This window comes from Paenibacillus sp. 1_12, from assembly GCF_900114475.1.
Taxonomy (GTDB): domain Bacteria; phylum Bacillota; class Bacilli; order Paenibacillales; family NBRC-103111; genus Paenibacillus_S.
Map to the genome: position 1 here is coordinate 90,359 of NZ_FOTE01000016.1, position 21,240 is coordinate 111,598.

21 protein-coding genes and 2 pseudogenes are annotated in these 21,240 nt (G+C 40.5%); 17 read left to right on the plus strand and 6 right to left on the minus strand.

Annotated elements, in window-relative coordinates; all coding sequences use genetic code 11:
- The first annotated feature begins 172 nt into the window (after positions 1 to 172).
- The 3 genes from BM210_RS26360 (at position 173) to BM210_RS26370 (ending at position 4,280) form a co-directional block, all read left to right on the plus strand.
- Positions 173 to 814, plus strand: a complete 642-nt coding sequence (locus BM210_RS26360; protein WP_091175167.1) for an HAD family hydrolase — start codon at positions 173 to 175, stop codon at positions 812 to 814.
- A 153-nt stretch (positions 815 to 967) separates the two neighbouring features.
- Positions 968 to 2,109, plus strand: a protein-coding gene (locus tag BM210_RS26365) for an IS3 family transposase (protein WP_256224056.1) whose coding sequence is annotated in 2 segments (ribosomal slippage) — positions 968 to 1,232 and positions 1,232 to 2,109 — 1,143 coding nt in all. Because the reading frame shifts where the segments join, the coding sequence is not laid out codon by codon here.
- Positions 2,110 to 3,074: 965 nt separating this feature from the next.
- A complete protein-coding gene (locus BM210_RS26370) occupies positions 3,075 to 4,280 on the plus strand; it encodes an MFS transporter (RefSeq protein ID WP_371263550.1) in 1,206 nt (401 codons plus the stop codon).
- Between the two features lie 100 nt (positions 4,281 to 4,380).
- Here BM210_RS26370 and BM210_RS26375 read toward each other — a convergent pair whose 3' ends face one another.
- Positions 4,381 to 4,773 (minus strand): Lrp/AsnC family transcriptional regulator, encoded by a 393-nt coding sequence (locus BM210_RS26375; RefSeq protein WP_371263553.1) that lies wholly within the window; start codon positions 4,771 to 4,773, stop codon positions 4,381 to 4,383.
- Between the two features lie 701 nt (positions 4,774 to 5,474).
- On the opposite strand from BM210_RS26375, the gene BM210_RS26380 reads away from it, so the two are divergent.
- The 3 genes and pseudogenes from BM210_RS26380 to BM210_RS26390 all read left to right on the plus strand — a co-directional run bounded on the left by BM210_RS26380 (position 5,475) and on the right by BM210_RS26390 (position 9,004).
- Positions 5,475 to 6,896, plus strand: a complete 1,422-nt coding sequence (locus BM210_RS26380) for a glycoside hydrolase family 18 protein (RefSeq protein WP_091175171.1) — start codon at positions 5,475 to 5,477, stop codon at positions 6,894 to 6,896.
- A 530-nt stretch (positions 6,897 to 7,426) separates the two neighbouring features.
- Positions 7,427 to 7,709, plus strand: a pseudogene (locus BM210_RS26385) (group 1 truncated hemoglobin); the annotation flags it as partial.
- Positions 7,710 to 8,197: 488 nt separating this feature from the next.
- Positions 8,198 to 9,004, plus strand: coding sequence for a hypothetical protein (locus BM210_RS26390; RefSeq protein WP_091175173.1), 807 nt, complete (start codon positions 8,198 to 8,200; stop codon positions 9,002 to 9,004).
- 602 nt (positions 9,005 to 9,606) lie between these two features.
- On the opposite strand, the gene BM210_RS26395 is transcribed toward BM210_RS26390, so the two are convergent.
- The gene (locus BM210_RS26395) at positions 9,607 to 10,011 is read right to left on the minus strand and encodes a VOC family protein (RefSeq protein ID WP_091175175.1); all 405 of its coding nucleotides are present in this window, start codon (positions 10,009 to 10,011) and stop codon (positions 9,607 to 9,609) included.
- 631 nt (positions 10,012 to 10,642) lie between these two features.
- Here BM210_RS26395 and BM210_RS34995 point away from each other — a divergent pair.
- The 3 genes and pseudogenes from BM210_RS34995 (at position 10,643) to BM210_RS26405 (ending at position 11,777) form a co-directional block, all read left to right on the plus strand.
- Complete coding sequence (locus BM210_RS34995; protein ID WP_177238011.1) at positions 10,643 to 10,786, plus strand: NUDIX hydrolase; 144 nt, start codon at positions 10,643 to 10,645, stop codon at positions 10,784 to 10,786.
- Positions 10,786 to 11,235, plus strand: a pseudogene (locus tag BM210_RS26400) (DUF1569 domain-containing protein). The gene BM210_RS34995 and the pseudogene BM210_RS26400 overlap by 1 nt, the downstream one beginning before the upstream one ends.
- Positions 11,236 to 11,444: 209 nt before the next feature.
- On the plus strand, positions 11,445 to 11,777 hold the full coding sequence (locus BM210_RS26405; protein WP_091175177.1) for a hypothetical protein: 333 nt from the start codon (positions 11,445 to 11,447) through the stop codon (positions 11,775 to 11,777).
- A gap of 338 nt (positions 11,778 to 12,115) precedes the next feature.
- Here BM210_RS26405 and dmpI (BM210_RS26410) read toward each other — a convergent pair whose 3' ends face one another.
- Both dmpI (BM210_RS26410) and dmpI (BM210_RS26415) read right to left on the minus strand, forming a co-directional pair.
- Positions 12,116 to 12,313 (minus strand): 4-oxalocrotonate tautomerase DmpI, encoded by a 198-nt coding sequence (gene dmpI / locus BM210_RS26410; RefSeq protein ID WP_091175179.1) that lies wholly within the window; start codon positions 12,311 to 12,313, stop codon positions 12,116 to 12,118.
- Positions 12,314 to 12,448: 135 nt separating this feature from the next.
- Positions 12,449 to 12,646 (minus strand): 4-oxalocrotonate tautomerase DmpI, encoded by a 198-nt coding sequence (gene dmpI, locus BM210_RS26415; RefSeq protein ID WP_091175182.1) that lies wholly within the window; start codon positions 12,644 to 12,646, stop codon positions 12,449 to 12,451.
- Positions 12,647 to 12,821: 175 nt separating this feature from the next.
- On the opposite strand from dmpI (BM210_RS26415), the gene BM210_RS26420 reads away from it, so the two are divergent.
- Entirely contained in the window at positions 12,822 to 13,169 is a 348-nt protein-coding gene (locus BM210_RS26420; RefSeq protein ID WP_091175183.1) for a winged helix-turn-helix transcriptional regulator, read from the plus strand.
- 598 nt (positions 13,170 to 13,767) lie between these two features.
- Here BM210_RS26420 and BM210_RS26425 read toward each other — a convergent pair.
- A complete protein-coding gene (locus BM210_RS26425) occupies positions 13,768 to 14,124 on the minus strand; it encodes a winged helix-turn-helix transcriptional regulator (protein ID WP_091175185.1) in 357 nt (118 codons plus the stop codon).
- Positions 14,125 to 14,262: 138 nt separating this feature from the next.
- Between BM210_RS26425 and BM210_RS26430 the strand changes: the two genes are divergently transcribed.
- The 4 genes from BM210_RS26430 to BM210_RS26445 all read left to right on the plus strand — a co-directional run bounded on the left by BM210_RS26430 (position 14,263) and on the right by BM210_RS26445 (position 17,693).
- Complete coding sequence (locus tag BM210_RS26430) at positions 14,263 to 14,817, plus strand: NADPH-dependent FMN reductase (RefSeq protein WP_091175187.1); 555 nt, start codon at positions 14,263 to 14,265, stop codon at positions 14,815 to 14,817.
- Between the two features lie 192 nt (positions 14,818 to 15,009).
- Positions 15,010 to 15,711: a DsbA family oxidoreductase gene (locus BM210_RS26435; protein ID WP_091175189.1), complete on the plus strand. Its 702-nt coding sequence runs from the start codon at positions 15,010 to 15,012 to the stop codon at positions 15,709 to 15,711.
- 392 nt (positions 15,712 to 16,103) lie between these two features.
- The gene (locus tag BM210_RS26440; protein WP_177238012.1) at positions 16,104 to 16,385 is read left to right on the plus strand and encodes a hypothetical protein; all 282 of its coding nucleotides are present in this window, start codon (positions 16,104 to 16,106) and stop codon (positions 16,383 to 16,385) included.
- A gap of 573 nt (positions 16,386 to 16,958) precedes the next feature.
- Complete coding sequence (locus BM210_RS26445; RefSeq protein WP_256224058.1) at positions 16,959 to 17,693, plus strand: YwaF family protein; 735 nt, start codon at positions 16,959 to 16,961, stop codon at positions 17,691 to 17,693.
- Positions 17,694 to 18,138: 445 nt separating this feature from the next.
- Here the strand turns inward: BM210_RS26445 and BM210_RS26450 are convergent, their stop codons facing one another.
- Positions 18,139 to 18,327, minus strand: a complete 189-nt coding sequence (locus BM210_RS26450) for a helix-turn-helix domain-containing protein (protein WP_371263554.1) — start codon at positions 18,325 to 18,327, stop codon at positions 18,139 to 18,141.
- A 287-nt stretch (positions 18,328 to 18,614) separates the two neighbouring features.
- Here BM210_RS26450 and BM210_RS35000 point away from each other — a divergent pair, with 287 nt between their 5' ends.
- The 3 genes from BM210_RS35000 to BM210_RS26460 all read left to right on the plus strand — a co-directional run bounded on the left by BM210_RS35000 (position 18,615) and on the right by BM210_RS26460 (position 21,240).
- The gene (locus BM210_RS35000) at positions 18,615 to 18,761 is read left to right on the plus strand and encodes a hypothetical protein (RefSeq protein WP_177238013.1); all 147 of its coding nucleotides are present in this window, start codon (positions 18,615 to 18,617) and stop codon (positions 18,759 to 18,761) included.
- A 42-nt stretch (positions 18,762 to 18,803) separates the two neighbouring features.
- Positions 18,804 to 19,028 (plus strand): hypothetical protein, encoded by a 225-nt coding sequence (locus tag BM210_RS26455; protein WP_091175192.1) that lies wholly within the window; start codon positions 18,804 to 18,806, stop codon positions 19,026 to 19,028.
- 403 nt (positions 19,029 to 19,431) lie between these two features.
- The gene (locus BM210_RS26460; RefSeq protein ID WP_091175193.1) at positions 19,432 to 21,240 is read left to right on the plus strand and encodes a cache domain-containing sensor histidine kinase; all 1,809 of its coding nucleotides are present in this window, start codon (positions 19,432 to 19,434) and stop codon (positions 21,238 to 21,240) included.

A 21,240-nucleotide genomic window follows, 5' to 3' on the forward strand; every position in this document is an offset into this window, starting at 1 on the left:
ATGTTCCTATATGAAGGTGGGATTACATTGGATGCAAAAAGTTATGCATACGCTGCCGAATTACTAGACCAATTGGCTAATGTAGTAAAGAAGGACGATTGGAATGTGATTATAATCCTCGAATTAGGATCTGTAGGCATGGTTGCCGCAGCTGACAAAGGAGAACGAAACAATGAAAAAGTACATACTCTTCGATCATGATGGTGTTCTGGTTGATACTGAATTCTGGTATTACAAAGCGGGAGAACGCGCTCTGGCTGACATTGGATTTACCTTGGATAAAGATCAATACCTCCACGACATGACCCAATCATTGGGCACTTGGTCCCAAGCTAGGGCGGCAGGTATTGATGAACAGACCATCAGCAAGCAGAGTGAGGTCCGCAACGTCTATTATCAGGAATATCTAAGAACAGAAGCTATAGAGATTGAAGGCGTAGTTGAAACTCTAGCCGAACTGTCAAAGTACGTCCGCATGGCCATAGTGACGACTGCAAAACGTGCGGATTTTCAACTTATTCATGAAAAGCGCCAGATTAGACAATTCATGGAATTCGTCCTTGTTCGTGAAGACTACGAGCGTGCCAAGCCGCACCCGGAACCATACTTGACCGGCCTAAAGCGCTTCGGAGCTACCAAAGAAGAGACCCTGGTTGTAGAGGATTCAAACAGAGGGTTGAACTCAGCTGTGGCGGCTGGTATCGACTGTGCTATTGTCCATAGCGACTTCACAAAAACACATGACTTCTCACAGGCCAGCTATCGAATCAAGACTCTGATTGAACTAAAGGACATTATCCTGAATGTAACCTGAGAGAGCATTCGCCAGCGTGCTCCGGATTGGAATACAGACCTGATTCTTCCGTTTTCAGAATCACTAACTGAGCAATTTGCTGGAATTGTTTGACCCTGTCCCGAATAGATGGACACATAGAAAACCTCTATAATAAAAGTGGAGGGACAAACTATGGGGCAACGGAAGAAGTTTGATAAAACATTTAAGGAACAAGTTGTATTGCGAATACTAGCTGGAGAAACAACATTTGCGAATGCGGCGAAGGAACTGGATGTTCATTACACCACAGTCCGAGACTGGGTGAAATTTTATAAACAAGACGGAGACAGTGCGTTTCCAGGTAGTGGTCACCTTAAGGCTGAAGATGATGAGATATGTAAGCTTCGAAAGCAGTTAGCGGATCTCAAGGAAGAGAATGATATTCTAAAAAAGGCGGCAGCCTACTTCGCGAAAAATCAGAAATAATGAGGTTCAAATTTATCTTTGAACACCGCTTCGAGTTTCGGATTGCGAAGATGTGCCAGGCTCTTAGCGTCTCAAGAAGCGGCTATTATGCTCATATCAAGCGACCGGAAAGCAAACGTAACAAAGCGAACCAAGAACTGCTTGACACGATAAAAGACATCCACACAAACAGTCGCAGAATCTACGGATCACCACAGATTACTAAGAATTTACCGTCAGATAAGAAAGCTAGTCGGGGCCGCGTTGCGCGGTTAATGCGAGCTAACGGGATCCGATCAAAAGTGGTAAAGAAATACAAAGCAACAACAAATTCAAACCACAATCTGCCTGTTGCAGATAACATCGTGAACCAGGACTTTACAACGAGCAAACCCAATGAAAAGTGGTTGAGTGATATTACCTACATAGCAACTGCTGAAGGATGGCTTTATCTCGCTGGCGTGTTGGATTTACATGGCCGAAAACTCGTAGGTTGGGCGATGGATAGTCGTATGAAAACAGAGCTTGTCTGTGCTGCTCTGAAGCAAGCAATTGGTCGCACAGGTGCATCCAAAGGACTTATTGTACATTCTGATCGCGGCGTTCAATACGCCAGTAAAGGCTACCAGAAACTTCTTGAGAAGAACGGATTTATCTGCAGCATGAGTCGCAAAGGAAACTGTTATGATAATTCTCCAATGGAATTCTTTTGGGGAAAGTTGAAAATGGAATGGCTCAATGATTACACATTCAATACACGAGCAGAGGCTAAAAAAGCTGTGTTTGAATATATCGAGCTCTTTTACAACCGTCGGAGAACGCATTCCTCCAACGATTATGTCCCGCCATTCCTGGTGAGAGAAAGTTAGGCTAATTGGGTTCTCTGAGGCTTTCTACGTGTCTACTTTTTCAGGGCAAGGTCAGTTCAAACAAATTGGTAAATACAATTATAAGCGTTACACAAAAAGCAACGATTTAAATCGTTGCTTTTTGTGTTGAAACAACTTATAAATTTTCGGACCAATAATCCCATCATCATAATGTATAACACTAAATACAATCACAGTGTCGGGTGACACGAATATTGTTTCTTTAATTGCTGCGAAAATCGTGGCTTTTTTGTTTTATGGGATAAATTTCTTGTCAAAGCCAAATGACAAGAAATTTATCCCATTCCCGAGGGATTTTCAATTCAGTAAATACTCCTTCAAAAGCAGTCGATACGTTCTCATATGTAAAATTAAGAATTGCCCTATCCCTTTCTTTGGGGCACATCCAATAATATGGTGCTGACCTTTATGTTACGAACAGGAGGATATTGCCAAATAATACCTGTAAATCCGTAATTCGCGGGTATAGAGAACAGGGGGATGATCTAATGAGAAAATTGTTTATAATCGCATGTGTCTTAGTTACTCTTCCAGCAGGGTGTTCTAAGTTACAAAAATAACAAATATTGGGCATGACCATATGGCTATTTTGGGGATACATTGGAGAAAATCGCTCTGAGAAAGCAGGTATTATCAAACACGGTGTCCCTGTAATAAGTGCAGTTGAGCAGGAGTAAGCTATTAGAAAAATCTGGTGCCTCATAATACGAACGGGCAGGATAACGCAACAAATGTCTTTAATTTTACAGGCCATAAATAAGCAAAATCACAAGGTTTCGGCACTTTCTTTTAATTTAAAAGAGAAAGCAAAAAAATAAATGGATAATCCTCTTTAATCACATCTATTACCTGTAATCTTGTATACAAGATTACGGTTCCTTTGTTTAAGATTATACGAAAAGCATATTGCTTTTTAAAATCTTGAACAAAGGAGACATTATTTCGTGAACTCAAATAAAAGTTTTCAGGAAAAAGACGGCTTCATGTCTACACCTTCAGAACGTCTTCCATGGGTTGGGCTGCTTGCATTAGCTATGGCTGGATTTATCTGTATTCTTACGGAAAGCCTGCCTGCGGGCTTGCTGCCACAAATTTCAAAAGATCTTCATGTCACAGAAGCTCTTGCCGGACAACTGGTTACTCTATATGCAATAGGATCTCTTTTGGCTGCCATTCCATTGATAGCCGCTACGCGCGGTTGGAAACGAAGAAAACTCCTATTATTATGCATTACTGGATTTTTATTATTCAATACAATAACCGCGCTATCTTCCGTCTTTGTGTTGATGCTCGCAGCACGTTTCTTTGCAGGAGTAGCCGCAGGGGTGCTATGGGGGATGACTGCCGGCTATGCGCGCCGTATGGCCCCGGATTCACTTAAAGGAAAAGCGATGGCAGTGGCTATGGTTGGCACACCTTTAGCATTGTCGCTAGGCGTCCCAATCGGTACCTTTTTTGGCACATACTTGGGCTGGCGTTTGATCTTTGCACTCGTATCGTTGCTGGCAGCACTCCTAATAGCTTGGATTATTTGGAAGATGCCAGATTATGATGGAGAGCGAGCCGGTGAAAGGCTTCCGCTTTATAAAGTCTTCACAATCCCCGGAATACGACCGATTCTGTTAGTAGTTATAGCTTGGGTGTTGGCTCATAATATTCTATACACTTATATTTCGCCCTACCTTTCCGAGACTGTCCTTGCCCAGAGAGTTGATTTGGTTCTACTTATTTACGGCATAACTTCGGTTATTGGTATTTGGGTTGTCGGTATGCTGATTGACCGTTTTATGAGATTATTGATTATAACCAGTATCGCGACATTTACTCTGTCATCTATAGTAATGTGGATCGGCATCGATCAACCGGCAATCTTCATCTTGGGTGTCAGTGTGTGGGGGTTTACCTTTGGCGGGGCGGCCACTTTGCTTCAAACAGAAATTGCTAAAGCCGGAGGTAAGAATGCAGATATAGCCCAATCAATGCTAGTTACAGCATGGAACTTGGCTATCGATGGTGGAGGAATTGTAGGCGGAATCCTCTTGGAGCTGTTTGGAGCCAGATTCCTTCCCGGCTCGTTGTTTGTACTCCTGATGCCTGCCTGGCTCATAGTCGTGTTAGCAAAAAGGTATAGTTTTGCTAAAAGAAGTTAAAGGAAAAGGAACCCCATATATGCCAATCAAAAAACAGGAATCCATGCTAAAAACGGGTTCCTGTTTTTTGATTTTGATTTTTATTTTCAGGCTGTGCCTTCTAGGCCAATCGATTGATTTCTTGAATGAGGTTTTTATGTTCGATAGGTGATGACATCACAATTAGAGTCGTGTAGGTTCCATATTGATCACACTTGTTCTCAAATTTTTCAAGGCCATGAGTTGAGCTCGTCAATATTTTTAATAAATAATTGTGTTCTCCACTTATTCGATAACATTCCACCACTTCGGGCGATGAACGACAGAAGTCAAGGAAGGCATGACAATTTCTTGTCCGAAATAGTACATAGGCTGTGCTCTGCATACCCATTTTTTGCGGGGAGACTACTGTACGGTATTCCTCAATAAACCCTTTTTCTTCCATTCGTTTTACTCTTTCAGTTACAGCAGGCTGAGATAACCCAACCAGCTTCCCTAAAAGATATATACGGATGAAATGAGGATTAAAGCAATAAGATTATATGTGCTGGGAAGTGGGGAATATCGCGCGTATTGCCTCAGCAATGATCAGAAAGTAATCGGCGTTCTTATTGCAAGCCGCCCTGTGTCTCGACACTAGAATTAAAGGATTTATTAGTTGAGTGGGTACATAAAGACAACATTCGCACTAGGAGCATCATTAATATCCTGATCGTTAGTATTTGTAATGCTGGCCTGATTATTTGTCACGCCTCCAAAGCTGTCCCATAGTGAAAACGAGTTGGCTCAAGCATGGATTTTGGAGTTACTTGTAAGCACGATAGATGTGCTATCTCCAATTTGAACATTGGAACTGGGGCCGACGTTATTTTTTTGAAACTTCCAACGATTCCAGGCATTGTATAACCCCACTCCGAGTATGATATTGACAATAGACAGTGAATATATACAAATGCTCGTAAATTTTCCAACCCAGTAAAAACAAACTTTTCTGATGTATGAGAGCTTTCAAACTCCCAATCGATTACGCGCCCTTATCTCAACACACTATCTGAGTGATGCTAGACTAAAGCATGAGCACACTGAATCGAGAGTACGACAATAATAGCATTAAAAGCGATTCAGACGAATGTCCATTGTTATGTTCAGAGCCTTTTAATAGACATTAGCGGAATAATGTATCTATAGAAGTTAAAGCGAGAGCGAGGTAAATCCATGCAGATCCATGTAGTGCAAAGAGGAGAAAATCTGTGGCTGATTTCTAAGCGGTATGGTGTTCATATCAATCGGATTATTGCAGTTAACGTGCTTGAGGATCCTAATCATTTAGTTATCGGTTTGGCGTTGCTTATTCCGGAGCCTTATCACGAATATGTGGTGCGGTCAGAAGACACTCTGAGGGCTATTGCCGACCGTTATGCCATAAGCGTAGAGGCTCTTGCTCGGGCAAATTCAATCTCCGAAGTCGAGCAACTTAGACCAGGGCAAATATTAGTGATTCCGGTTTTTTATCATACCGTACGGCCGGGCGAGTCCCTATGGGCGATCGCTCACCGCTACGGTGTTACTATGCAGGCTATTTCACAAGTCAATGGGTTTACGAATCCTAACTTTATTTATCCAGGTCAAACCTTGAAAATCCCGGAAAAGCAGAAGAAGACCATCGATGTTAATGGTTATACCAACGTATTCGGAGAGACAGCTGTCAAGCAAGTTCGGCAGGACGGGGTGCATCTAACTTACGTATGTCCCTTTGGATACCGCATGAAGGATGATGGGAGCCTGGAATCGGTAGATGATCAGGCGCTTATTGCTGCCGCTTACGACGAACATGTCGTACCAGTCATGTCGATCACCAACTTTTCCGCTACGGAAGCCGGCTCGAAGCTGGCCCATACCATATTGTCAAGCCCTGAATTGCAAAATAAGCTGGTGACCAACATCTTAACGATCATGGAAACCAAAGGTTATCGCGGTTTAAATGTTGACTTTGAGAACGTGTATCCAAGTGACCGTGAGTCCTATAATCAATTTCTTCGACTGGCTGTCCGCAGGCTGCATGAGAAAGGATATTTCGTCTCATCCGCGCTTGCCCCCAAAACCAGTTCTGAACAGAAGGGGCTGCTTTACGAAGCCCACGATTATGCTGCGCATGGAGATATTGTTGACTTTGTCGTCCTCATGACGTATGAGTGGGGATACCGGTTCGGTCCTCCACAGGCCATATCGCCTATCAACGAAATACGGCGCGTTCTCGACTATGCAGTCACGGTCATCCCGAGAAATAAAATATTTATGGGCTTCCAGCTTTACGCACGCGATTGGCTGCTTCCACATGTAAAAGGACAGCAGGCTGAAACGTTCAGTATGCAGGAAGCTGTGCGTCGCGCGATCAGGCATGGAGCGGAGATCAAGTACGATTCAGTGTCCCAGACCCCTTATTATCGATATGTCGATGATAAGCAGCGAACACATGAAGTCTGGTTTGAGGATGCAAGAAGCGCTCAAGCCAAATTCGACCTCGTTAATTCCTATAACTTGAGAGGAGTCAGTTATTGGGTGCTGGGTTACCCGTTCCCGCAAAATTGGCCGTTGCTTGAAGATAATTTTCATGTTCACAAGCTATACCGGGAGTAAACTGTATTTTAAATTTAGATGCTATATAAAATGAACAAAAGAAACACACAGCCCGAGCGGAGAAAGCGGACCCTTCTGGAGAAACGAAGTGTTCGCCTTTGCAGACGGATTCTTACCCCTATGGGGCTAAGAACACAAAGAATCTGGCTGCAACAGCGATTGGAAGAGGGGTCTGCTTTCGCAGCGCCTCTTTGCTGTCATGATGTTTAGTTCATCTTATATAGCAACATTTAATTCATAATATTGAAGCTTGAGGTCTAATACTGCATCGGTCTCGAGGGTGAACGTTTTGTCAAAAAAAGGTGATGACGATATGATTAACAAAAACAAATTGGAGCAAAGCCAACATAGAATTTAAACCGCACAACCTTTTTAATAAGGATTGAGCGGTTTTTTTGCGTAGCTTGTAACCCAATGACGGGACGGGCGGTCGCGGCGTCATGCGAGTTGAAAAGCTGGGACAACTTTTAAACATCAATACCAAACAAAAATTAACTCCTTCACTTCGTTTGATGGCATGAGTCGCTCTATCCACGGACATGGAAAAGCAGCGGCGACATCAAACAAAATTTATTAGTTTTGCGTTAGGTGGTCCCAACCAGTATAGCGGCAGTTCGATGGACAAGGTACGTGAAGGAATGAATTTGAAGCCCGAACACTTTGATGCGATCGTTAGACACCTACGAGCAGCCTTAGAATATTTTGGTGTAAATGAAGATGATAGTGGCATTAGGAAAGGTAGAATCCTTACGAAGTGATATTATCTTTAAAAAAAAAGCAAGACGAAATGTCTGGTCACAACATGTCGGGTGACAAGAACATTATCCGAATGAAGTCCACGGAAACCGTGAGCTTTTTTAGTTATCGGATCAAGTTCTTGTCAATTAGCGATGACAAGAACTTGATCCAGAGGTGAGTTGTTTCGAAGGATAACAAACATAACCATATCGTCTGTTTGAAACTGGAGATATCAAATACGTAAAAATATCACTTTCCAAAGGAGTTACCACTTGTAATATATGTGAAATAGTGATTGCTGCAGCAAGCTGTACGCCGCGGCGCAGCGTATCGCTTGTGAAATTGGGTATCACACCTTAATCACCTTACACGCGGCTGCCGGCATGGATCGGCGGCAGCGTTGTGCTAACTGGCAGTAGAGCGTGGTGGCAAACTCTTTTCTCACTAGGTCATAAAGGGGAAAAACAACAGATGGCTGATAATAAAGCAAAAGTTTACCATAATGCGAAACTTTATACTTTCAATAAGTGTCTATAAATAAAAGACAATGGGAGTTGGTAACGATGAAGAAGTTGGTTATTGGATTGACATGTGGTGTTGCTTTAATAACTACTACTGCTGTTTATGCCGGACAGTTCTCCGAATACAAAATAGAAGCCAAGGTTGTTCCATTTGCTTATCACGTTGCCGATGAAAACAGAGACACACTGCATGGCGATAATTACTATGGTGCGAGCGATAAGGTAGGTCTTCCTCAAAGTATTAATTATCAAGGAACTCAATACGTACCAATACGTGAAATTGCTAACATCCTAAATCTTAATACTGATTGGGATAATTCTAAAAAGGTAGCTCTCTTGCAACCGACAACTGGTACAGATGCTAAACCTCAAAACCTCGATGCACTTATTGAACTTTATTCAAAACGATTAGAAATACTTAAAGGTATGAAAGCACAATCGCAAAACGCTACAACCCAATCTGCCGAACCTGAGAAAACACCTGCTGAAAATGAAATAGGCGGTAATGATGTAAGAAATCCCATGGCATATCAATTAAACAAAGAGCAGATTAAGGTTATGTTTGGTGATCAGTATACAGAAGTCACAGATGCAATGAACGGTGAATGGAAAATATGGCGGTTTGATATTGAACCTAAAGATGGATATAAATCTGACTACAACATTTATAAGAATGGCATAATCGATATAGATAATTTGAAATCCCAAGTTATTAAAGGGCAGATATTTGTTACATGGGACACAGATGGAAAATTAATTGGTTTAGATTGTTATTACTTCCAGAACGGACTAGTATCTCAATTTGGCTTTAATGAAAACATATTGAAAAAAGCATATTCAACTAAGTAATTAGAACCATAATTGATTGAACTAACGGAAAAGTATGACAAGTTCTGTATAAGCAGAGCATAGTGTGAAAAACAGGGGATTCAAAGACTCATAGATTCCTAACTTTACAACCGAGGATGGGAATGACGGAACCACGTATCCCGAAACCATCCCGTCAATACTCCTGCATGCGTCATAACTAACAGGTTATGGGGTTTGAAGTACAGAGAGATTCGGCAGAACAAAGGCTGGAGCCATTTGAATAGAAAAGGTATGCCAACGGATATGCCTTATATAGGAGTTTTTGTACATATGTCACTTATACCAGCTGATAATAATCCAGAAAGCAAGCAGAACTGAAAACAGTAAAGGAGCAGCCGTAGCTGATCCTTTGACTTGCTCATGAAAATTCTTATACACTAAATGATAATGACCACAAATTGGAGTAGTTTTTACCATAAGCTACATACACATTGGTAGTCGTGTTGCCCCATTCGGGTTCATTGTCATACCGGGAAAGACGATGTTATCATCGGAGAAATGTTATCGATACATTCGGCCAAAATGGCCATACGCATCGTTGCCACTCCCCAAATTGAGGCCTCACTCACTTCAACTGTCCGTCAACGCCTGCCGCTGAACCGTTTGATCGCTTCCTCGGTCACCGGCGCGAAAAGGTTAACCAGATTGCCGTCGGGATCGCGAAACAGCACAGCACGGTTCCCCCACGGCATCGTGGTTGGTTCCTTTACCCACTCATCGACAAACGGCTTCAAGCGCTCGTATTCGGCATCGACATCGTGGACGAGGAACTCGATGATGACAGTGTGATTGTCGGCCGCCACTGCGGAACCAGCGCCGAACAGTTGCACCGTCTGGGAGTGGCCGATCGCCAGGGTGCACGATGGCACAACGAGTTCGGCAAAGACGGGCGCGGGGCGTTCCGCCGAAACACCCATGACTTTCTCATAGAACTCGACGAGACGGTCCACGTCGTCGGTAATGATGCGTACAGAAGCAAAATTCATGAGATACCATCCTTCCTATAATAAATGATACAATACCGTATCCTATCATTTTGGGCCAGAATACTTCGCATTTATCTCCCACTCCTTTATGTTTACTTACTCCGATTATAAAAAAACGCTACTGACAACAGTATGTCAGTAGCGTTTTAACATTTTTTTGGCTTACTCCCGTATTCGATTTCGGAATGCGTCAGTACACGATATGGATGTTGCCGAGTTCCCCGATCTCAACCTTGGTGTAGCTGTTCAGCAAGTCCATGCCGGTCGAATAGCCTTGCGGTTTTGGCAGCTGCCTTGGTAACATGATCACAAAATAAGAGTTTTTGTACATATGTCTAGTGTTACGGCTCAACTATACCAGCTAATAGGCTGTCAATATTTAAATATTAATGAACGAAACGAAGGATGCTATACTGGAAAAAGGGTACGACAAATAACCGACCCACAATATTTGGGAAGGTTTTCCTCAATGTCTATGGCTTGCTAATTCAGTCTAAGCGGAAAGCTTCTAAAAATAAGGTCTACCAGAAAGATCGGGTGACCTCATAATACAAACGGGCAGGATAATGTCATATTCTCACCCACATTATGGTAATATTATTGAGTGAAAAATATAAAACTGAGGTGACAAATGAAAGAATCAAATATTCCAGGAAAAGTCACTTGCTTTATCACTAGGGAAAAAGAAATGAAAAATGAGATTCTTCTAATTCAACATCCAAATGCAGGTATTCAATTTCCTGCTGGTACGATAGATAACGAGGATGAGCGCTAATGGAAAATATATACAATCAATTGCATACAGCGGAAATACTGAACCGTATCGAGAATTTAAGTCCAAATTCAAAACCACAATGGGGAACAATGAATGTTGCTCAAATGTTGGCTCACTGCTCATCGTTTCAAGATATCGCAATGGGAAATTCCTTCCCTCCTAGATATTGGCTTGGAAGGTTAATAGGAAGGTTTGTAAAACCTATTATGTATAATGACAAGCCAACACCACACAATATGTCAACAATTCCGACCATACTTATTTTAGATAACAAAGATTTTGAGACAGAAAAAGAAAAACTGAAACAAAAGACTTTAACTTTCTAAAGTAACGGTCCTGAGAAATGTTCACCCCATCCACATCCTTTCTTTGGAAAAATCACTCCTGAGCAATGGGGTATAGGAATTTATAAACATCTAGACCATCATTTAAGAAAATTTGGTGTTTAGTTCGCAATGATTAATAATTGTTCAACGGATACAAGTGCTCAATAAATGCTAATGAAGGCTGCCGATAATGTGGCCATTTCGAACGGGAGTTTAGCGCAGTTGCAACCACTTCGCTGCGAACGGATAGGATAGGGAATACCAGAAGTGTTGCCCTGTGGCGGTAATTCGCTCCTCTAACTGGGCAGTATTCTTCCGGAAGTGTAAATAAGATGGGAGAAAGTGATTTGGAAATCCTTGTATTAGGACACTTTGAAGTTCCAGATATAGTAAGACTAATGATTGATGTAATATCTCGTCTACCTTTAAAGGATCTTTTTGCAATGGACGATGAGAAGGGAATTGGGAGTGCATTTGTTTGGTCGTCGAAATTGTCGGGTGACAAGAACATTATCTCTTTAATTGCCGCGAAAATCGCGGCTTTTTTGTTTTATGGGATAAAGTTCTTGTCAAAAGCAAATGACAATAACTTTATCCCATTCCCGACGGACTTTCAATTCAGCAAGTACTCCTTCAAAAGCAGTCGCAACGTTCTCGTAATGTAAAATCCGGCAGAAGATAAATTCGGTATTTTTTGGCAATATCCTCCAATTCGTAACATAAAGGGCAGCACCATATTATTGGATATACCCGAAAGAAAGGATAGGGCAATTCTTAAGAGCAACAACGTTACATAGATAAATATGTTAGAAACCTAAATGCACCAATTAAATATTCTGCTTTATCTTGAATGAGCTGGTTATGAACTAGCTTTCAAAATGAAGGGGATCTTTTTTGTCTGGATAATTAAGATTTACAATACTCCAAAGGGAAGAACAACAATCGTTTCAAACTGCTCTTCATGGGCTATATTATTTCATTATTCAAGAGTAATGAATTTTGCTTACACTTTATCTTTCAGATATTCAGCTAGGAACTGACCGCCTACACCTAGGTTGTCCATTTCATGTTCTTTTAAAAAAACGTAATACGACTGTTCCTGTATGTTCATGATTTTTGCCGCTGCTGCAGTTAATTCCTTTATTAATTCACCTTTTTGTCCTTTGCTTAATTTCGCAGAATTTAATGTTATAACTGGCATATTATTTTTCTCCTTTTATGGATGTTTTATGTTAATTTTTCCATTTTCAATATTTATGGGCCGGCCCGTTTGATTAGTGAATCAATTGATGTTGTCATTTATGTTATTTCATTATTCAAAAGAAATGAATTTTACTCATACCTTATCTTTCAGATATTCAGCTAGGAGCTGACCGCCTACACCTACATTGTCCGTTTCATTTTCTTTTAAAAATACGTAATACGACTGTTCCGGTATATTCATGATTTTTGCCGCTACTGCAGTTAATTCCTTTATTAATTCACCTTTTTGTTCTTTGCTTAATTTCGCAGAATTTAATGTTATAACTGGCATATTATTTTTCTCCTTTTATGGATATTTTATGTTAATTTTTCCATTTTCAATATTTATGGGCCGGCCCGTTTGATTAGTGAATCAATTGATGTTATCATCATATCAGTTATTTTCATTTGATCAAGTACGCACCTTTTTGTACAATACTACCCAAAATGATAGTTAGGAGATAATCATGAATCATGAAAAAATTTATAACTGTCCTATAGAAGCATCTATTAGCTTAATTGGTGGAAAATATAAAGTTTTTATTTTGTTTCACTTAACAAACCAAACTTTGCGGTTTAATGAATTGCAAAAATTCATTCCTAAAGCTACTCCTAAAATGCTCACTCAGCAATTACGCGAGCTTGAACGAGACGGACTTATCACTAGGACTGTTTATCCGGTAGTTCCTCCCAAAACCGAATATTCTCTTACAGAGTCTGGGGAAAGTTTACTTCCAGTTTTAAATGTGCTTTATAATTGGGGAGAAAATTATATAGCTAATGGATTTAATGGGCTTAGTGTAACCCCTTCTTAAACTAGGAGTCTGTCTCGTTAGATGAAGGCTTCAATGAATTAGCTAAGATGGCTGGTAGATTGCAAGCAATCGAATCATTGTGACAGAATCATTGCAATGCCCTTGAAAAAGAATGGATGTATATGGTAAGCATAAAAATGGGATGAAGTGTCTTAAGGATCTCCAAGACATTGTTTCAGGATAGGTCAATCAGTGATAAAGAGCGGTAGATAGATAAGCACCTAAGCTTATCTATCTACCGCTCTTTATCTGTTTTCAGGATTAAGCTTGTCATACTCGATTTTTACAAAACAATTATAACGTCGAGCTGTCGGATAGTCATGAATATATTTTGAAAAGATCCCCTTTTTCAGAAAAAAAGGATTAATTCAAACTTAATTTATCAACTTGATTTGCTTCTTGAGGGTAGCATATCCAAATTAGTGTTATGTTCCAATAGATACCCAAGAAGTGCCAACATCAACACTTCTCCGCAGAACACGGTCAAATGTCTCGCAGTAAAATACATTAGGAACGCTTATTAGCGCAATTGGATTAGCTCCTTTAATATATGAAACAACGCTCCAACCTCTTTTCAGATTTTAAGCGACGACAGATACTACTCTGTATTTTTGCTTTGTGGTAATTTAGTTCTTTCCAGGTTTTTCTCCGCCCATAAAACAAGTTGATCAATTATAGGTGAAAGTTCCTTACCTGCCTCAGTTAATGAATACTCAACCTTAGGAGGAACTTCATTATATTGAACTCTATGAATAAGTCCATATTCAGTCATTTCCTTTAGGGATTGATTCAACATTGTTCCTGTAATACCACTTACCTGTCGTTTTAATTCGTTATACCGAATTATTTTGTTACTGCACAATACGGCTAGGATAGATAAGTTCCATTTTCCAGCCATGACTTTTAGTGCATCATTAATTGAGGATATCTCTTTATTTTGGTGATATTTAGTCATGATGTATTCCTCCATGGTAAGTTTTTTCTTACTTAGACAGTTTTTTTTGCGTACTTGTTAGATAAATATCTTTAATTATAATCAAATTAAGAAAACAATACATCATTGTTTTAGTAAAAATAAGGAGTGGTTAAATTTATGAAAATTGGAATTATTACAGGAAGTACTAGACAAACGCGTGTTGGATTACAGGTTGCAGAGTGGGTAAAATCCATCGCTGATCAGAGAACAGACGCAGAATTTGAGATTGTAGATATCAAGGCTTACAGTTTACCACTGTATGATGAACCTGTTCCTGCCGCTTTTACTAAAGAGTATCAAACACCAGAAGCTAAAAGTTGGTCTAAAAAAATTAATGAACTGGATGGTTTTATTTTTATTACTCCTGAGTACAACCGCGGCATTACTTCTGCATTGAAAAATACAATTGATTATCTAAGTCAGGAGTTTCATAACAAAGCAGCCGGAATTGTAAGTTATGGATCAGCCGGTGGTGCTGTAGCAGCTCAGCAACTGAGATTAATTCTATCAGTTCCACAAGTGGCAACAGTATCGACGCAGCCAGCTCTAAGTATTTTCACTGACTTTGAAGAAATGTCCAAATTTAAACCAGCTGATTTTCATGTTCAAACCATTAATACGATGTTAAATCAAGTAGTTTCATGGTCCGCTGCATTACTGACTATACGATAAACATAAATTGATTAGAGGGAAAGCTTGAAGCTTTCCTTCATTATGTATTCATAATTGGCAGCCCTTGAAGCAGCCATTAGACCAATTGAAGGGCATGATATGTTTAGAGATCGCAGAGATGTAATTCTGAAAGAAGGATTTTAAAAAAATCACTAATATCACAAAAATTTCCCTAAAAAGAGGATGGTCGATATGAAGATAGAAGTTTGGTCTGATTTTTCTTGCCCCTTTTGTTATATTGGCAAACGCCAACTAGAACTGGCGATAGAACAATTTAATTATCGTACTGATGTAGAAGTCGAATTCAAGAGTTTTGAATTGGTCCCTAATGCAGAGCGGTATGTTGATTATAACGTCAATGAAATATTGTCCAAAAAGTATGGTATAACACTTGAACAAGTCCAATCCAATAATCAAAGTTTAACTGAACGAGCAAGTACATTGGGACTGGAATATCATATAGATACCATGAAACTAACAAATACTTTTGATGCGCATCGTCTTGCGCAGATGGCCACTCAGTATGGAAAAAAGATGGAGATGGTTGAACGACTATTTAAAGCCACTTTTACCGAGTCAAAACATCTGGGTGATCATGAAACATTGGCTGACTTAGCTGAAGAAGTAGGTCTTGATCGTAACGAGGTACTCGAAATGCTTAAAACTCTTAACTATACCCAAGAGGTGAGATTGGATGAAAAAGAGGCTCAGGAGATTGGAGTACGCGGAGTTCCATTTTTCGTTATTGATCGAAAGTACGCGCTATCCGGCGCTCAGTCAAATGAAGTATTTCTTCAAGCACTGACGAAAGCTTATCAGGCAAGTCATCCATTTACTATCATTAGCGAAAACGACAACGGTTCGTCTTGTAATGACGGCTCTTGTTCTATCTAATATTAATCAAATAAATAGGAGTGGGAATAAAGATGCTAACAGGTAAAGTTGTCGGCTGACAAGAACATTATCTCATTAATAGCCGTGTAAATCGCGTTTTTTTATTTTATGGGATCAAGTTCTTGTCAAAACCCAGTGATAAGAACTTGATCCCATTCCCGACAGATCCGGTTCATGACTTTTTTGTTATGCAAATGGGAGGATAGCTTAAGAATATCGAAAAAGGGAGTTGATGGGATTTTCCAGAATATAATAATCATTTCTCAACTAACGGGAGTAGAGTGAAATAGTAATAAAAAAATGGACTAACGAAAATTTCTGGAATTGGTTCTTTTCATTATTCCAATTTATGTATATTATTATATAAATCAATTCAAATAAGAGGTGTACTTATGGCAATAGAGTACAAAATTAATACTCCGCTTTGTTCTAAAGATGTTTCGGAAGTTTTTAAAAGTTCTGGAATTAAACGTCCTGCGGATGACCTTGATCGTATTCAAAAAATGATTGATAATGCCGATGTTAACATTTATGCATGGGATGGGGTTAGGTTAGTAGGCATTGCAAGAGCGATTACAGATTTTTCATATTGTTGTTTTGACCCGGCCCGCATCATAGGCCGGGTTTACTGCATTTTTTTGCGACCAGTGAACATACGTAAAATCATATTTTGACGAAAAGAAGCCGGCCAAGTACTCATACTCTGCCGGCTTCCTTTAAATTTTTTTCAAAGAATTTGAGATTATTACTGACCTTAAGGTTTCTTTTTTAACGGAAGTATATATTTGGGTCGTGTTCGGATCCTCATGTCCTAAGATTTCAGCAAGTGTTTCAGGAACGGGTAATCATTGATATTATCTCGAATCAATACTACCCCCGAAGGATCGATATGGTTTAAGGAAAGCCAAGCCATTAAAGATATAAGCAAGATGCCAACAATTGGCGCTGCAACCCATAATGGTAAGTATTAGAACCATGTAAAAAAGTCATGAACTTTTTTCACTGTACCAACTATAGTGTTAGGGAAAATAATTAAAAATGTATATAAATTGAAGTTATCAAAGTCATGATCCTAATAGATAAAGGTCTAATACTATATTTTCTCAGTCTCAAGTATTGTGAGGTGAAGATTCATTTGCGACTAACGAATTGCGAGGGTACTACTGCAAAATAGTACTGTTCATATGGCGCCAATCAGGTAAACTAAAAATTACCAATAAAATTACAGAGGATTGGTGGGGGTCTGCGTGAAAGAGAGTCTGTTCTTTAATCCGGTATTCGAGGATGTGTTCGTCATGTTCTCCGCCTCACACTTGGTTTCAATTGTCATTCTTGTCGCAAGCATGATCGTTCTGTACACGATGAAGAGGCGAATACGGAACAGCCGTCTTCTTAAAAACTCAGTTCGTATCACCATCATCGCCGCACTGGTTTTGCCGGAGATTATGTTGAACGCTTGGTATGTCACCGCAGAGGCTTGGGACATCAGGTATACATTGCCTCTGGAGTTATGCAGTATCACCTTGATTTTGTCGGCAATCATGTTAATCAACCGAAGCTACCTTTTGTATCAAATCGTTTATTTTTCCGGGATGGGTGGGGCTGCTCAAGCGATTTTTACGCCTAATCTGTTCTATTCGTTCCCGCACTTCCGCTTCTTTCACTTCTTCATCGTTCATATGGCGATCATTCTGGCCGTTCTGTACATGACCTGGATCGAACAATACCGTCCCACCTTCAAATCGATCGGGATCGCGATGATCTTCCTCAATGCAGCTCTCGTTGTCGTAGGAGGCGTGGACCATTGGCTGGAAGCGAACTATATGTTTCTTCGGCATAAGCCGGATACGGCGTCCGTTATGGATTATTTGGGGCCGTACCCGATCTATTTGATTGCCTTGGAGCTCTTTGTCGCTGTTACTTTCATGTTGATGTACGTGCCATTCATGTTGAGAAGGAAGAGCAGGGCGGCATCAGCCTGACAGACCTAGACCAGAACCTTCTAGGAATCGTAAGGATAGCGGGCCACCCGAAGCGCATATTCAAAAGCGTCCAAATTGGGCATCTGCAGCTGTCTCGCTGTCGCTTGGTTCGGGGATGCGGGGTTGGGTTAAACGAGGATCCAGAAGATTGGATTAGATGGGATTCCTGCTCGTCACGAACTCGAACCTGAATTAATGTTAAATTATTGAAATGAAGATACCTCAGATTGAATGATTGTTCCATTACGGTAACGAGAAACCCTTTCAGCGATCTGCTCTCCTTTTTGGCGTGTAAAGATGTTACAGATATTATTGATTAAAATTAATTTTCAACCATGATTACAGAAGTTTTTCTCCGTACAACTCTAAAGCACAGGAAACCCTGTTTGACCACATTTGTATAAACCAGAGAACCTCCTAATGCTTAAACTGTTCACACTATTCCTCACTTGTTGTTCAAATGAGTTAAGTAATAAGCATTTCGGAATTTCGTGGGAGTCATTTTCTCATTATTTTTAAACAGCCTCATGAAATATTTCTCGTCATGTAAGCCAACTGCCTTGGCAATTTCTATAACACTCATAGTAGTACGCGAGAGCAGCTCTTTGGCTTTTAATATTTTCTGAACATGTATCTGTTGTAGTCCAACTTGTTAAGGCGGTAATAACGTGTAAGAAGAAACAAATTGATAGCTTCAAGCTAATTGACCAAAGCGCCGAAAAATTGGTAGCTGCGTTGAAAAGGAACGCCTTTGTTCGTTTCCGTCCTTACAGCGATGGCTGCGATCACTACACAGATGTGACTTGCAAAGGTTGCGGACGCACACAACTCGTGGAGCTTACCGTAAAAAGAGGGCAGCCTGCTGAGGTACACTGCTCATTCTGTCACGAGCCGTTCAACAAGGAGGCAGTCAAATGACTCATGGATCATAAGATCCGGGTTGACGATTGGCATGTTGACGCCATGATTGTGCCGATGTCGGCTCTTGTTGATCTTGTGCAAGTTCTTATCACGAAATATTTCCAGGAAAAAGGCTTCGCGCTGGAAGAAGAGCATTTCTATTTTTAGAATAACGTGCTCCACTACTCCCGTACAACTTCGACGAAGGTGATGTTCAAGGTCGAAGAGCTGCCGCAGTTCAACAAGCTATGGGAGAGAAAGATCACGCAGGCACGCCGCGAAGAGCTTACGGAAGTCATGCAGCTCCTAAAAGAAAAATGCTCAAAGCACGGGCAGGATGCCTGCCATGCCTGCCAAAACGAGAAAAGTGTTCGCTGTGTTATGAAGTCGTTTGTGACCTTCACCGACCATAAACTTCATGTGCATCATGGGTAGGAGTTTGGCGACGTTAGTTTCCTTATGAAAATATTCGATATGGATGATGCGGTGTTTGTGGGTATCGCGAAGAGTTACGAGAAAAAGGAAATCAGTAAATGTCGGGTGACAAGAACATTGTCCGATTCCCGACAACTTAAGCAGAATCGGTTTGTGACACTATTTGTATTATTATTTTTTGAACTTGATCCAAGTGAGTTGTTTCGAAGGATAACAAACATAACCATATCGTCTGTTGGAAGCTGGAGATATCAAATACGTAAAAATATCACTTCCAAAAGGTGTTAGCCCTAGCGTAGAGCCATATTTAATATGTCAACTTTATAATCCAATGTTCTCATTATAGACATATTATCTTTATACCGTTTATACTTTAGCTACTTAAAATTCGAGGAAGGTGCTTATGAGGGGGAGACGGTTCGACAGCATTACAACCCAGTTCAACGATTTCTTCCACAGTTTACGATTTAAACAAAGAATCCTGATTTCCTTCGTCATATTGATCACATTGGCTATTAGCGCAGCAGGTACGATTTCATATTTGATCGCATCCAAGGAAATTCAGAACAATGCATTTGAATCGAGCCAGGAAACCGTCAATAAAACTGCGCAAATCATGGATACCCGACTAAAAAATATTTCTACATTGATTCAATCGCTGATGTTCAGCGACGCCTTCGAACAAATGCTGCGAGATGTTCAAAATAACGATTTTCTCAATTATTATAAGCATTTATCCGCATTGCGGTTTGTATTTTCACAAATCAGCTATTACGAGCCTTTGATTCAAAATGTATTGATAGCGACGCCAATCGGTGACTTTTATTCGACATCCGACAATCGAAACTCAGCTCAATCATTTTACGATTCCGACTTGTATGATAAGATCAAAAACAGCTCAAAAGGCGTTTGGTACAAAGGACACGCCGATCTCTTTTTTTCGGGAAACCAGCGTGTATTCTCTTTTGTTACCAAAGGGATGCATGAACGTGTGTCCAAGAATCCGCTGAATGTATTTGTTGTAGTAAATATTAAGGAAAGAGAGTTTGTCCGCTTAATTAACCAAAAATCGCCAAGTAACGACCGCAATTATGTATTAGTTGATGCCAAAGGCGAGGAAGTCATCCAAGACGATGTCCCGAACACTTACCAATTCAATCAGGACGCCTTGTTTTTACAGCAAATGAGGTCTGGGCTGCAAGGTTCTTTTTTTCATGAATTCCATAAAGCCGATTATTTGGTTAACTATACGAAGCTGGAAATTGCCGATGATTGGGTTCTCATAGGTACACAATCCAAGGATCTGCTGCTGCAGCAGGTGAACAGTATTAAACGGACGACCTTATATATCATTGTGGGCTTCGTGCTGACATCCTGGCTTTTGTCTAATTACTTGACTGCTTTGCTCTTGAGACCTTTGTTTAAGCTGCAGGGATTGATGAGAAAGGTCGAGGACAACCAGCTGTCGGTTCGTTTTGAAAGCCGTTATACAGATGAAGTGGCTCAGGTCGGATTTCAATTCAACCGGATGCTGGATGAGATCAATCAACTGATCGGCAACGTCAAGTTCAGCGAGCAGGAGAAAAGAAAGGCAGAGATGAAAGCTTTAACGGCTCAGATGGAGCCTCATTTTTTGTACAATACGTTAAATGCCATCTATTGCAAGTCGGTTTTGGGAGAAAACAACGACGTGAATGAGCTGATTCTGGCCTTATCTCAAATGTTTCAGTTGGGCTTGAGTGGCGGCAAGGATATGATGACTCTGGAGGATGAAGTATCGCATGTCAAGCAATATTGTGCGATTCAGCAGAAATGCTATGAAGGTTTGTTTGAGTACGAGATGATTGTTGAGGATGATCAGCTGCTGGCCTATTATGTACCCAAAATTGTGCTCCAGCCATTGGTTGAGAACAGTATTTTACATGGATTTAAGGACAAAGCTTCCGGAGGTAGGATACGCATACAGATCTCAGAGGACGATCAGATGTTGCATCTCCTGGTTGAAGACAACGGCACAGGTGTAGATATGGATAAGGTCGAGCAGGGATTGACAGCTGGTGGCAATACCAAAAAAGGCTATGCTTTACGAAATATTAGTAATCGGCTGCTGCTGTACTATGGAAATGAGAGTCGCATGAAGCTGACGAATAATGACAAGAAAGGAACTACAGTAGCTTTGTGGATTCCGATGAATAAAGGAGACCATGAATAG

Bases quoted from the DNA above. Each gene is read 5' to 3' on its own strand.
- BM210_RS26360 (WP_091175167.1), top strand. From the start codon at position 173: ATGAAAAAGTACATACTCTTCGATCATGATGGTGTTCTGGTTGATACT.
- BM210_RS26380 (WP_091175171.1), top strand. From the start codon at position 5,475: ATGCAGATCCATGTAGTGCAAAGAGGAGAAAATCTGTGGCTGATTTCT.
- BM210_RS26390 (WP_091175173.1), top strand. From the start codon at position 8,198: ATGAAGAAGTTGGTTATTGGATTGACATGTGGTGTTGCTTTAATAACT.
- BM210_RS26395 (WP_091175175.1), bottom strand. From the start codon at position 10,011: ATGAATTTTGCTTCTGTACGCATCATTACCGACGACGTGGACCGTCTC.
- BM210_RS34995 (WP_177238011.1), top strand. From the start codon at position 10,643: ATGAAAGAATCAAATATTCCAGGAAAAGTCACTTGCTTTATCACTAGG.
- BM210_RS26405 (WP_091175177.1), top strand. From the start codon at position 11,445: ATGGGAGAAAGTGATTTGGAAATCCTTGTATTAGGACACTTTGAAGTT.
- dmpI (WP_091175179.1), bottom strand. From the start codon at position 12,313: ATGCCAGTTATAACATTAAATTCTGCGAAATTAAGCAAAGGACAAAAA.
- dmpI (WP_091175182.1), bottom strand. From the start codon at position 12,646: ATGCCAGTTATAACATTAAATTCTGCGAAATTAAGCAAAGAACAAAAA.
- BM210_RS26420 (WP_091175183.1), top strand. From the start codon at position 12,822: ATGAATCATGAAAAAATTTATAACTGTCCTATAGAAGCATCTATTAGC.
- BM210_RS26425 (WP_091175185.1), bottom strand. From the start codon at position 14,124: ATGACTAAATATCACCAAAATAAAGAGATATCCTCAATTAATGATGCA.
- BM210_RS26430 (WP_091175187.1), top strand. From the start codon at position 14,263: ATGAAAATTGGAATTATTACAGGAAGTACTAGACAAACGCGTGTTGGA.
- BM210_RS26435 (WP_091175189.1), top strand. From the start codon at position 15,010: ATGAAGATAGAAGTTTGGTCTGATTTTTCTTGCCCCTTTTGTTATATT.
- BM210_RS26440 (WP_177238012.1), top strand. From the start codon at position 16,104: ATGGCAATAGAGTACAAAATTAATACTCCGCTTTGTTCTAAAGATGTT.
- BM210_RS35000 (WP_177238013.1), top strand. From the start codon at position 18,615: ATGGATCATAAGATCCGGGTTGACGATTGGCATGTTGACGCCATGATT.
- BM210_RS26455 (WP_091175192.1), top strand. From the start codon at position 18,804: ATGTTCAAGGTCGAAGAGCTGCCGCAGTTCAACAAGCTATGGGAGAGA.
- BM210_RS26460 (WP_091175193.1), top strand. From the start codon at position 19,432: ATGAGGGGGAGACGGTTCGACAGCATTACAACCCAGTTCAACGATTTC.